At 70.2% G+C, this 12,276-nt stretch carries 10 protein-coding genes; 4 read left to right on the top strand and 6 right to left on the bottom strand.

What is annotated here, in order from left to right:
- Window positions 1-127 precede the first annotated feature (127 nt).
- Both JIX56_RS32650 and JIX56_RS32645 read left to right on the top strand, forming a co-directional pair.
- On the top strand, window positions 128-1,408 hold the full coding sequence (locus tag JIX56_RS32650) for a M20 metallopeptidase family protein (protein WP_257545888.1): 1,281 nt from the start codon (window positions 128-130) through the stop codon (window positions 1,406-1,408).
- 154 nt (window positions 1,409-1,562) lie between these two features.
- Window positions 1,563-2,402, top strand: a complete 840-nt coding sequence (locus JIX56_RS32645) for an alpha/beta fold hydrolase (RefSeq protein WP_257545886.1) — start codon at window positions 1,563-1,565, stop codon at window positions 2,400-2,402.
- 106 nt (window positions 2,403-2,508) lie between these two features.
- Here the strand turns inward: JIX56_RS32645 and JIX56_RS32640 are convergent, their stop codons facing one another.
- The 6 genes from JIX56_RS32640 to JIX56_RS32615 form a co-directional block, all read right to left on the bottom strand.
- A complete protein-coding gene (locus JIX56_RS32640) occupies window positions 2,509-3,240 on the bottom strand; it encodes an SCO2400 family protein (RefSeq protein WP_257545884.1) in 732 nt (243 codons plus the stop codon).
- Between the two features lie 207 nt (window positions 3,241-3,447).
- Window positions 3,448-4,479, bottom strand: coding sequence for a galactofuranose ABC transporter, permease protein YjfF (yjfF, locus tag JIX56_RS32635; RefSeq protein ID WP_257545882.1), 1,032 nt, complete (start codon window positions 4,477-4,479; stop codon window positions 3,448-3,450).
- Window positions 4,476-5,582, bottom strand: a complete 1,107-nt coding sequence (locus tag JIX56_RS32630) for an ABC transporter permease (RefSeq protein ID WP_257545880.1) — start codon at window positions 5,580-5,582, stop codon at window positions 4,476-4,478. Before JIX56_RS32630 ends, yjfF begins: the two co-directional genes overlap by 4 nt.
- The gene (locus JIX56_RS32625; protein WP_257545879.1) at window positions 5,579-7,117 is read right to left on the bottom strand and encodes a sugar ABC transporter ATP-binding protein; all 1,539 of its coding nucleotides are present in this window, start codon (window positions 7,115-7,117) and stop codon (window positions 5,579-5,581) included. Before JIX56_RS32625 ends, JIX56_RS32630 begins: the two co-directional genes overlap by 4 nt.
- A gap of 238 nt (window positions 7,118-7,355) precedes the next feature.
- The gene (locus tag JIX56_RS32620) at window positions 7,356-8,357 is read right to left on the bottom strand and encodes a substrate-binding domain-containing protein (RefSeq protein WP_257545877.1); all 1,002 of its coding nucleotides are present in this window, start codon (window positions 8,355-8,357) and stop codon (window positions 7,356-7,358) included.
- A gap of 156 nt (window positions 8,358-8,513) precedes the next feature.
- The gene (locus JIX56_RS32615) at window positions 8,514-9,560 is read right to left on the bottom strand and encodes a LacI family DNA-binding transcriptional regulator (protein ID WP_257545875.1); all 1,047 of its coding nucleotides are present in this window, start codon (window positions 9,558-9,560) and stop codon (window positions 8,514-8,516) included.
- Between the two features lie 419 nt (window positions 9,561-9,979).
- On the opposite strand from JIX56_RS32615, the gene JIX56_RS32610 reads away from it, so the two are divergent.
- Window positions 9,980-11,137 carry a mandelate racemase/muconate lactonizing enzyme family protein gene (locus tag JIX56_RS32610; RefSeq protein WP_257545873.1) on the top strand — a complete coding sequence of 386 codons (1,158 nt, stop codon included), beginning with the start codon at window positions 9,980-9,982 and terminating at the stop codon, window positions 11,135-11,137.
- Complete coding sequence (locus JIX56_RS32605) at window positions 11,134-12,156, top strand: zinc-dependent alcohol dehydrogenase (protein ID WP_257545871.1); 1,023 nt, start codon at window positions 11,134-11,136, stop codon at window positions 12,154-12,156. The genes JIX56_RS32610 and JIX56_RS32605 overlap by 4 nt, the downstream gene beginning before the upstream one ends.
- The last annotated feature ends 120 nt before the right edge of the window (window positions 12,157-12,276 follow it).

Below are 12,276 nucleotides of genomic sequence, written 5' to 3'. Positions count from 1 at the left end.
GCGGAGCGATCGTGTTCCGACAGGTCTCCGGCTCGCCGGGCGGTGACGGCACGACACACGGTGCCGAGAGCCGGCCTTCCTGGCGGACGCTCCGGAAGACCACGTGGCGGATGACCGAGGGGGAACAGTGAAGCGTCCCATAGAGCATGCTCTCGCGCGCCGTGCGCTGCTGGCCGGTGCGGCGGCAGCCGGTGCGGGAACGGTGTGGGGCAGTGCGGGGAGGGCCGTCGCCGACGGGGGAAGAGGGTCCGTGGGCCAGGGAGCGGTGGACGCCGAGGTGGCGCGTCTGGAGCGCGGGCTGATCGAGCTGAGGCGGGACATCCACCGGCACCCCGAGCTGCCGGGGCAGGAGCGATACACCGCCGGTGTGGTGACCCGGGAGCTGCGCGCGGCCGGGCTGGCCGTCGCCACCGGGGTGGGCGGCCACGGCGTCGTCGGCGTCCTGCGTGGCTCGCGTCCGGGCCGGACGGTCGCGTACCGGGCGGACATGGACGCGGTGCCGCCCCATGACATCGTCGGGGGCGGCACGGAGGCGGCCCACCTCTGCGGACACGACCTCCACACCACGGTGGCTCTGGGCATCGCGAAGGTCCTGGCGCGGCTGCGGCGGCAACTGAGCGGAACGGTGGTGTTTCTCTTCCAGCCCGCCGAGGAGAGCCTCGCCGGAGCCCGCGCGCTGATCGACGCGGGTGTGCTGGAACGCACCGGCGTCGAGGAGATCCACGCGCTGCACTGCGGGCCTTTCCCCGTCGGCCGGTTCGCCGTGACCCCGGGCTTCGGGATGCCGGGCCAGGACAAGGCGGAGGTGACTCTCCCGGGACCGGCGGCACCCGACGCCGCGCGGCGACTGGCCGCCGAGATCGGCGCGCTCGCCACGGTGACGCCCCCGCGGACGCCCGCCGACATCGAGCGGATGATCGCCGACGCCCAGACGCCGGACGGGCCGTTGGCCCGGTTCGTGGCCGTCCGGGCCGGAGTGCGGGAGGCCGGGGTGAGCGTGTCCTACCGCTGCTGGCCGGAGGAGCGGTACACGGAGGTACGCCACGACATCCGCCGACTGGCCACGTCGTACGCGGGGGCCCAGGTGAGCTTCCCCGCCGATCCGTTCCCCGCCATGGTCTGCCCGGAACACGACGCCCGCATGCTCGCCGACCACCTGCGCCGCACCCGGGGCCGGGATGCGGTCACCGTGCTCCAGTCCGCGTTCCCTCCCTTCAGCGGGGAGGACTTCGGCCTCTACCTGGACCGCGTCCCCGGCACGTACACCTTCCTCGGCGTCCGTGCCCCCGGCGCGTCCATCACCACCGCCTACCCGCACTTCCCCGACTTCGCCCCGGACGAGCGAGCCATCGGCATCGGCGTACGGGCGATGGCGGGCTGGATCGCGGAACGCACCCGGGGGGCCTAGGGCCCTTCTGAAGGTGACCTGCATGGTGCGGGGCGGGCGCCGCTCGACGAGACGGTCACCTTCATCGATGGGTGCGTTGCGCACGCGATCGCGGGGCCTGGGCGGGGGCGAATTACGGTTGCCCCGTTGCCAAGGGGCTGTGAGGGTCTGCCCTATGGCCACCTTCCACGCACCTGACGGCACGCCGCTCTCCTACCGCGTGCTCGGCGACGGGCCGCCGCTCGTCTGTCTGCCCGGCGGGCCCATGCGGGCCTCCGCCTATCTCGGTGATCTCGGAGGGCTGTCCGCGCACCGGCGGCTGGTCATGCTGGATCTTCGGGGTACCGGGGGGTCCGCGGTCCCCGAGGACACCGCGACGTACCGCTGCGACCGGCAGGCCGACGACATCGAGGCTCTGCGCGAGCATCTGGGGCTGGAGCAGGTCGATCTGCTGGCGCACTGTGCCGGGGCGAATCTCGCGGCGGCGTATGTCGCCCGCCACCCGGATCGCGTGGGCAGGCTCGTGCTGGTCACGCCGAGTCCCCTCGGGGTCGGTATCGCGGTCGGGGGCGAGGATCGGCTCGCGCTCGCCCGGCTGCGGAAGGGCGAGCCGTGGTTCGGCGAGGCGTTCGCGGCGCTGGAGGCGATCGCGGCCGGGCGGGCCGAGGAGGGGCACTGGGAGGCGGTCGCGCCGTTCTTCCATGGACGCTGGGACGGGGCGGCGCAAGCCCTGCACGCGGCCGACGAGGAGCAGCGCAACGGTGAGGCCGCGGGCGTCTTCGGCTCGGCGGGCGCCTTCGACCCGGAGGGCACGCGTGCCGCTCTCGGCAGGTTCGGGGCCCCCGTGCTCGTGCTCGCCGGGGAGGTCGATCTCAACTCGCCGCCGCGCGCGATGGCCGAGTACGCCGGGCTGTTCCCCGGCGCCCGGCTCGCCGTTCAGGACGGGGCCTCGCACCACCCGTGGATGGACGATGCCCGGGGGTTCACGGCGACGGTCGCCGGGTTCCTGACCTGAGGCCCACCCCTACGCGCACACCAACAGGAACCCGCCACATGCCAGCGAAGGCAAGGCCCCGGGGGCCACAGCGACAGCCGCCAGGTACCTGACCTGAGACCCACCCCTACGCGCACCACCACAGGAACTTCTCGCACGTCTCCGAGGGCGACGGTTCGGGGGTGGGGTCGTCGGTGGTGGGGTCGGTGGTGGGCTCGGTCGTCGGGTCCGGGGCGGACGTGGCGGCCGGGGCCGAGGTGGGGGCGTCGGGGCGGGTGCCCGCGGTCGCGGACTGGTCGCCGCGCTCCTTCTCGTCCTCGTCCTCGTCCTTGCCCTTGTCGTCCTTCTCCGACGCGGACGCGGACGGGGAGGCGGAGTCGGAGGGCGAGGCGGACGGGGAGCCGTCCTCGCCGGAGTCCCCGGTCGTGCCGTCCTGCTCTTTCGACCCTCCGTCGGGGGAGGCCGAGGCACCGCCCGCGGACTCCTCGTCCGCCGCGGTGGTCGTCGGACCGGAGCCGGGGGCCTCTATGCCCAGCTCCGCCAGGCTCAGCGCGCCGGCGGCCAGCAGCAGGCCGGTGCCGATCAGCAGGACACGCTTGCGGCGGCGCCGGTGGGCCGCCGCCTTGCGGTCGCGGCGGGTGGAACGCGTCCCGCCGCCATGCCCCTCGCGGGGGGCGGCCCGGCGACGCGACGAACGGGGGCCGGCCTCGTTCTCGGACGCGGCGGGGGTCTCCTCGGCGTCGTCCGGGCGCGCGTCGGCATCGTCCGCGTACGCGCGGAGCTCTTCGACAGAGGTGCCGCACCCCGGGCAGGCGAGGGCGCCGTTGAGGTGCCGTCGGCACGGGTGGCAGTAGTCCATGACGCGGGAAGACTAAGTTCCGCACAGGGAGCGTTCATAGAGTCTCCTGTGAAGGTTGTGTGCGGAACTTCCCTTTCCGGTTTGCTCGGTTGAGGTCAAGACCGACCATTCGCCCGATCCTCCGATCCCGGCTGCCGTGAACGCCGCGAGGTCCGTCGCACGGTGTGTGTGCGACGGACCTCGACAACCGTGTGCGTGCTGGTCGGCTCAGGTCTGCTTACGGGCCGTCATGGCCCGCTGGATCAGGATGAACGCGCAGAGCAGCACACCGGTGGCGATCTTCGTCCACCAGGAGCTGAGCGTGCCCTCGAACTGGATGAGGCTCTTGATCAGGCCAAGGACGAGGACGCCGAACAGCGTGCCCACGACATAGCCGGAGCCGCCCGTCAGCAGCGTGCCGCCGATGACCACCGCGGCGATCGCGTCGAGTTCCATACCGACGGCGTGCAGCGGGTCACCGGACTGGATGTACAGCATGAACAGCAGGCCGGCGAGGGCCGAGCAGAAGCCGCTGACCGTGTAGACGGCGATCTTCGTGCCGCCCATCGGGAGGCCCATCAGCAGCGCCGACTGCTCGTTGCCGCCGATGGCGTACACCCGGCGGCCGAAGCGCGTGTAGTGCAGCACGTAGAACGCGGCGGCGAGGACGACCAGGGCCACGATCGCGCCGATCGACAGGAAGCCGATCCCCAACTGCGCCTGGGCCTGGGCCAGGCTGCTCACCGAGGAGTCGCTGATGGAGATGGACTCCTTGCTGATGACCAGGCAGAGGCCCCGGAAGAGGAAGAGGCCTGCCAGGGTCACGATGAACGGCTGGATCTCGAAGTTGTGGATCACATAGCCCATGAGGAAGCCGCCGAACGCGCCCACCCCCAGGGCGATCGGGATGACCAGCAGCAGCGGCAGGCCCTGACGCTCCACCAGCCACGCCGTGAACATGGTGGTGAAGCCGATCACCGAGCCCACGGACAGGTCGATGCCGCCGGACATGATGACGAAGGTGGCGCCGACGGCGGCGACCAGCAGATAGCCGTTGTCGATGAACAGGTTGAGCAACACCTGCGGTTCGGTGAACCCGTAGTTCTGGTACCGGCTGAGACCGGCGACGTACATCGCGAGGAACAGGGCGGCCGTGACCAGGACGGGCAGCCGCCGGTCGCCGAGCAGGCGCGCGGCCTGCGACGTCGTACGGCTCGTACGGTTGTCCGGCGCCGCGGGGGTCTTGGTGGTCGCGCTCATCGCGACACCTCCATCTTCGGGGCGGCGTCGGCCGCGGGGGCGGCCTGGGCCGGTGCGGCCTGTCCGCGTCCCCTGGCGCCGAAGACCTTGGCCCGGAACTTCGGGGACTGCAGCAGGCAGACGACGATGACGACGACGGCCTTGAAGACCAGGTTGGTCTGGGTCGGCACGCCGATGGTGTAGATCGTGGTGGTCAGGGTCTGGATCACGAGGGCGCCGATGACCGTGCCGCCGATCGAGAACCGGCCGCCGAGCAGCGAGGTGCCGCCGATGACCACCGCGAGGATCGCGTCCAGCTCGATCCACAGACCGGCGTTGTTGCCGTCCGCGGCCGAGGTGTTGGAGCTGATCATCAGGCCGGCGATGCCCGCGCACAGGGCGCAGAACATATAGACCATGATCTTGATGCGCCGGGACCTGATGCCCACCAGCCGGCTGGCCTCGGCGTTGCCGCCGACCGACTCGACGAGCAGGCCGAGCGCGGTCCTGCGGGTCAGCGCCACCGTGATGGCGACGACGGCGGCCACCACGAAGATGGAGAAGGGCAGCGTCAGCCAGTAGCCGCCGCCGATCAGCTTGTACGGCTCGCTGTTGATGGTGATGATCTGGCCGTCGGTGATCAGCTGGGCGACACCGCGTCCGGCGACCATGATGATCAGGGTCGCGATGATCGGCTGGATGCCCATGCGGGCCACCAGGAAGCCGTTCCACAGGCCGCAGACGACCGCGGCCACCAGACCGATGCCCATGGCCAGGAACACCCCGGCCAGCGCGTTCTGGTCGGCCTGGTCACTGATGTACGAGCAGGTCAGGGCGCCGGTGATGGCGACGACCGCGCCCACGGAGAGGTCGATGCCGCCGGTGGCGATGACCAGGGTCATGCCGACCGCCACCAGGATCAGGGGCGAGCCGAACAGCACGATCGAGACGAGGCTGCCGTAGAGGTGGCCGTCCGTCATCCTGATCGAGAAGAAGTCGGGCGTGAAGGGGACGTTGACGAGCAGCAGGGCCACCAGGACCGCGACCGGCCAGAACAGGTGATGGTGCGTCAGCGCTCGCCAGCGGGGCGTCGTGCCCGTCGAGGCCACGGATGGGGTGCTCACTGGTGTTCTCCGCTCGCGATGGTCTCCAGGATCCTGCTGGTGGTGATCTCCGGCCCGTTGGTGAGCCGCGCCACCAGCTTGCGGTCGCGCAGCACCCCGATGGTGTGGCTGAGGCGGAGGACCTCCTCCAGCTCGGCCGCGATGTAGAGGACGGACATGCCGTCCTCGGAGAGGGACACCACGAGCTTCTGGATCTCGGCCTTGGCGCCGACGTCGATGCCGCGCGTGGGCTCGTCGAGGATCAGCAGCTTCGGCTGGGTGATCAGCCAGCGGGCGAGCAGCACCTTCTGCTGGTTGCCGCCGCTCAACTGGCCGACCCTGGCTTCCGGGTTGGCGGGACGGATGTCCAGCGCCCTGATGTACTTGGCGACCAGTTCGTCGCGCTGCGAGGCCGGGATGGGCCGGGTCCAGCCGCGGGACGCCTGGAGGGCCAGGATGATGTTCTCCCGCACCGTCAGATCGGGGACCAGGCCCTCGGTCTTGCGGTTCTCCGAGCAGAACGCGACCCCGGCGCCGATGGCGTCGTTCGGGGCGCTCATCGAGACCTGCTTGCCGCCGATGGTCACCTTGCCGCTGTCGGGCTGGTCGGCGCCGAAGAGCAGCCGGGCGAGTTCGGTGCGGCCCGAGCCGAGCAGGCCGGCGAGGCCCACGACCTCGCCCTTCTTGATCTCCAGGTCGAAGGGGGCGATCCCACCGGTCCGGCCCAGGCCCTCGGCCTCGACCAGCGTCTCGCCGACGTCGGAGCGCAGCTGGTGCTCGTGGAGCTCCTCCAGCTGGTCCAGGGCCTTGCCGATCATCAGCTCGATCAGCCCGACCTGGTCGAGGTCGCTCACCATGTGCTCGCCGACCAGGGTGCCGTTGCGCAGCACGGTCATGCGGTCGCAGATCTCGTAGATCTGGTCCAGGAAGTGCGACACGAAGAGGATCGCGACGCCCTCGTCCCGCAGGCGCCGCATCAGGCGGAACAGTTCGAGGACCTCGTCGCGGTCGAGGCTGGAGGTGGGCTCGTCCAGGACCAGCACCTTGGTGCCGGAGCCCGAGCCGTCGCTGTCGCCGGTGCCCACCGACCGTACGATCGCGACCAGTTGCTGCACGGCCAGCGGGTACGAGGACAGGGGCGCGGTCACGTCGATGTCGAGGCCGAGCCGGTCGACCAGCTCCGCGGCCTCCTTGCGCATCCGCTTCCACTGGATGCGGCCCGCGCGCGTGGGTTCACGTCCGATGAAGATGTTCTCCGCCACCGACAGGTTGGGGCAGAGGTTGACCTCCTGGTAGACCGTGCTGATGCCGGCCTGCTGCGCCTGCAGCGGGCTGCCGATCCGCACGCTCTCGCCGTCGAGGGTGATGGTGCCGCCGTCCAGGGGGTGGACCCCGGTCAGCACCTTGATGAGGGTGGACTTGCCGGCACCGTTCTCGCCCATCAGGGCGTGGATCTCGCCGGGGAAGAGCCGGAAGTCGACGCCCGACAGAGCCCGTACCCCCGGAAACTCCTTGACTATGCCCGTCATCTCCAGGACGGGCCGCGGCTCTGCCATACCTCTCCTAGTGAGGAGGCCACCGGCTTTGCCCGGTGGGTAAGTTCATTCCGTGTTAGATGGGTTACGCTCCGCAAGGAGTCGGTTCGGGCTGGACCGCAGCCTTCGGGCTGGAAGCCCCTCACCCGGGGCGGAGTCACGGCAGCGCTCCTCTTGAAGCGATTCGTTGCAGGCCCACAGGGCCCGGCCGACCGAGATCTCGGTCGGCCGGAGGCTCCCTGCCGGTGGGTGCGGTGGGTCAGTACTTACGGGTGGGGAGCGCGTCCTTGGCCTGGTCCTGCATGAAGTCGCTCTCCTCGGTCTTGATCCAGCGCTCGACTGTGCCGCCCTCGTGGACCGTCTTCACGACCTCCATCAGCTGGGGGCCGAGCAGAGGGTTGCACTCGACGATCGCGTTGATCTTGCCTTCGGACATGGCGATGAAGCCGTCCTTCACGCCGTCGACCGTGACGATCAGGATGTCCTTGCCGGGCTTCTTGCCGGCCGCCTCGATGGCCTGGATGGCGCCGAGGCCCATGTCGTCGTTGTGCGCGTAGAGGACGTTGATGTCCGGGTTGGACTGCAGGAAGGCCGCCATGACCTGCTTGCCGCCGGCGCGGGTGAAGTCACCGGTCTGGCTGACGACGATCTCCCAGTCGTCCTTGTGGTCCGCGTCCATGACCTCCTTGAAGCCCTTGGCGCGCTCGATCGCGGGGGCCGCACCGGTGGTGCCCTCCAGCTGGGCGATCTTCACCTTGCCCTTGTGGCCGGCCTTCTCCAGGACCTTCTCCAGGATCTTGGCGGCGCGGCGGCCCTCGTCGGTGAAGTCGGAGCCGACCAGGGTGACGAACAGGGACTCGTCGCTCTCGACGGACCGGTCGGTCAGGACGACCGGGATCTTCGCCGCCTGGGCCTCCTTGAGGATGGCGTCCCAGCCGGTGACGACCACCGGCGAGAAGGCGATGACGTCGACCTTCTGCGCGATGTAGGAGCGGATCGCGGAGATCTGGTTCTCCTGCTTCTGCTGGGCGTCGGAGAACTTCAGGTTGTAACCCGCCTCCTTGGCCGCCGACTTCACCGAGTCGGTGTTGGCGCTGCGCCAGCCGCTCTCGGAGCCGACCTGGGAGAAGCCGAGGGTGATCTTCTTGCCGCCGGAGGAGGAGGTGCCGGTGGAGCCCTCGTCCTCCTTGGCGCAGGCCGCCAGGCCCGTCGCCGCCACCACGCCGACCGCCGCGGTCAGGAAGTTCCGTCTGTTGAGCATGTTTCTTCTCCTTTGAAGAGCCGGTCCGGGGACGGACCACTGGTGCTCGATGGGACCGGCCGCTGTGCGTCCAGCCTGTCGATCATCGTTCGAGATATCGGCCACGGTGAGGGGTGGACATCCATGGGTAGTGCCATTGGTGCTGCTGGTGCCGCGTCAGCCGGGTGCGGCTCCCGACTGAGGGGTGTACGGGAACGTGCTGGCGCGGACGACGAGTTGGGGCTCGATGGCCACGCTGGACCGACCGGAGGGAGTCCGGCCCTCGATGAGGTCGAGCAGCAGGGCGATGCTCCGCTTGCCCACCGTCGAGAAGTCCTGCCGGACGGTGGTGAGCGGCGGGGCGAAGAACTCCGACTCCGGGATGTCGTCGAAGCCGACCACCGCGACGTCCTGGGGAGTCCGTACGCCCGCCTCCCGCAGCGCCCGCAGCACCCCCAGTGCCATCTGGTCGTTGGCGACGAAGACGGCGGTCAGACCGCGCCCCACCCAGCCGGCCAGTTCCTGGCCCGCACGGTAGCCCGACAGCGGACTCCAGTCACCCCTCAGCGGCAGCGGCGGTTCGACCCCCGCCTCTTCGAGGGTGGCCCGCCAGCCGGCGGTCCGGTCCGCCGACTCCTGCCAGTCCTCGGGCCCGGCGAGATGCCAGACCCTGCGGTGGCCGACGGCCAGCAGATGGCCGGTGGCCAGCCGCGCGCCCAGCTGCTGGTCCACGTTGACGCTGGGGACCTCCGCGCCGGACCCGGTGCCCACGGCCACCACCGGGAAGGGATGGCGGAGTTCGGCGAGGGCCTCGACCGCCGACCGCTGCGGGGCGATGGCGATCACTCCCTCCACCCCGCCCTCGCTGAGACGGTCAAGAGCCTCGGACAGCGTCTCCACCGTCAGCCTGCGCAGACTGACCGTCGAGACGAGGTAGCCCTCGGCACGCGCCGCCTCCTCCAGCGCGAACAACGTGCTGGCCGGACCGTAGAGCGTGGTGTTGGAGGCGACCACACCCAGGGTCCGGGTGCGCCGGGTCGCCAGGGCCCGTGCGGAGAAGTTGCGGCGGTAGCCCATCTCCTCGATCGCGCGCAGCACCTTGGCCCGGGTCTCGTCCCGCACGTTGGGGTGATCCCCCAGGACGCGGGAGACGGTCTGGTGGGACACCCCGGCCAGGCGGGCCACATCGGCCATGGTGGGCGGCCGCAGCTGCGGGTGCGTCACGGCCACACCTCCTTGGCGGTCGTCTGCCGATAAGACCTGTGATGCGGGTGCGTGCTCCCGCGCGGCCGGCTTCACGCCGGGATCCCGGAAAGCCCCAGGGCACCGGGCGGGAAGGCGAGTTGGAGCAGTGGCTGCACGACGCTCGTACCTCCTTGGATGCCGCCCGGTGACGACTGGTGAGTGCGGAGGTCATTGTGAGCGCTAACAATTCATGGCGGTCAAGAGGCCTGCAGCAGGGAAGGCGTCACGGTTGAATAACGCGACAGACACACGGCACGCTTCGGTCGAGGTCTCGCGACAGCAACGTTTCCGTTATGCGTTCGACCCATTGACACTCAGACCGGGTCGTCCTTACTGTCGCGACCAGCATTTCGAACGTGTGACGATATTTCGAACAGACCCAAAGGACAGGGAGTACCGTGCGCATCACGGGAATCAGCACGCACGTGGTCGGTACGCCGTGGCGGAACCTGACCTACGTCCAGGTGCACACCGACGAGGGACTCACCGGCGTCGGCGAGACCCGCATGCTGGGCCACACCGACGCGCTGCTCGGCTATCTGCACGAGGCGAAGACCAACCACATTCTCGGCTCGGACCCGTTCGCTGTCGAGGACCTCGTCAAGCGGATGAAGTACGGCGACTACGGGCGGGCCGGCGAGATCGTGATGTCCGGCATCGCCGTCATCGAGATGGCCTGCTGGGACATCAAGGGCAAGGCCCTCGGCGTCCCCGTCTGGCAGCTGCTCGGCGGCAAGGTCACCGACAAGGTCAAGGCGTACGCCAACGGCTGGTACACCACCGAGCGCACCCCGGAGGCGTACCACAAGGCGGCGCAGGGGGTCATGGAGCGCGGCTACAAGGCGCTCAAGATCGACCCCTTCGGGACCGGCCACTTCGAGCTGGACCACGAGCAGAGCCTGTACGCGGTCTCCCTGATCGAGGCCGTGCGCGACGCCATCGGGCCGGACTCCGAGCTGATGCTGGAGATGCACGGCCGGTTCTCGCCCGCCACCGCCGTCCGGCTGGCCAAGGACCTGGCGCCCTTCAAGCCCGCGTGGCTGGAGGAGCCGGTGCCGCCGGAGAACCTGAAGGCGCTGGAGAAGGTCGCCGCCAAGGTGGACATGCCGGTCGCCACGGGTGAGCGGATCCACGACCGGATCGAGTTCCGGGAGCTCTTCGAGAGCCAGGCCGTGGACATCATCCAGCCCGACGTCGGCCACATCGGCGGCATCTGGGAGACCCGCAAGCTCGCCGCCACCGCCGAGACGCACTACATGCTGGTCGCGCCGCACAACGTGGGCGGGCCGGTGCTCACCGCGGCCTCCCTCCAGGTCGGCTTCACCGCTCCGAACTTCAAGATCCTTGAGCACTTCAACGACTTCGCGGACGCGGAGATCAAGAAGGTGATCTCGGGGGCCCCGGAGGTCGTGGACGGCTACTTCCACCTCTCCGACAAGCCCGGTCTGGGGGTCGAGCTGGACGTGGACGCGGCGGCGGAGTTCCCGCAGCAGCAGGCCCGCTTCGACCTGTGGGCCGACGGCTGGGAGCAGCGCAAGCCCAAGGGCACCCAGTGACCGCCTCACCCGACGCGGCCACCGCCGTCGTCATCGAGGCGCCGGGCGAGCACCGGCTCGTCCCGCACGAGCCCCGGCAGCCGGAGGCCGGCGAGGCCCTGGTCCGGGTGCACGCCTCGGGGATCTGCGGCAGCGACCGCGAGGTCTTCCAGGGCAACCGGCCGGAGGGGTACGTCCGTTACCCCCTCACACCGGGCCACGAGTGGTCCGGGACGGTCGCGGCGGTCGGTGACGGTGTGCCTTCAACTCTTGTAGGCCGCAAGGTCGTGGGCGAGGGCTTTAGGAACTGCCAGGTGTGCGACCGCTGCCACGCGGGCGAGACCACGCTGTGCACGGCCGGATACGAGGAGACCGGGTTCACCCAGCCCGGCGCGATGGCCACCACGCTCACGCTGCCCGCCCGTCTGCTGCACGTTCTCCCGGACGACGCGGATCTGACGGCGGCGGCGCTGCTGGAGCCGGCCGCGTGCATCGCGGCCGCCGCGCTCAAGGCGAGGGCCGTCCCGGGTGAGCGGGTCGCCGTGGTGGGCACGGGGACGCTCGGCATGTTCGCCGTTCAGTTCCTGAAGGCGGGATCGCCGTCCGAGCTGCTCGTCGTGGGCACCCGCCCGGACCGGGCGGAGCTGTCGAAGCGGTTCGGCGCCACGGACTTCCGCACCAAGGACCAGGAGCTCCCTGGCGACTTCGATGTGGTCATCGAGACCGCCGGGTCCGCGGACGCGGCGCGCACCGCCGCCGCCCTGCTGCGGCGCGGCGGCCGGCTGGTCCTGACGGGGATCCCGGCGCCGGGCGCGGACGGCCTCGACCCGACGGATCTCGTCGTACGGCAACTGGAGGTGCACACCGTGTTCGGCGCGGCGCCGGACGCCTGGGCGCACACGGTGCGGGTCTTCGGGGCCGGGCTCCTCGATCCGCTGCCGCTCGTCACGCACGAGCTTCCACTGGAGGAGTTCCCGCAGGCCATCGAGCTGGTGGGGTCGGGCGACCCGACCGTCGGAAAGGTCCTGCTGCGGCCATGACACACCCCTGAGCCGTACGCCGGTACGGGGTACCTGACGACTTCGTACCGGCGTACACCCAAGATTCTTGTGCACCAAGAGCCGCGAACCTCGTCCGCGATATCGAACCTGAAGGACAGC

This window comes from Streptomyces sp. CA-210063 (genome assembly GCF_024612015.1).
In the GTDB taxonomy this organism is placed as follows: domain Bacteria; phylum Actinomycetota; class Actinomycetes; order Streptomycetales; family Streptomycetaceae; genus Streptomyces.
Note: the sequence above shows the minus strand (reverse complement) of the source record. Positions and strands in the feature narration are given on the sequence as shown.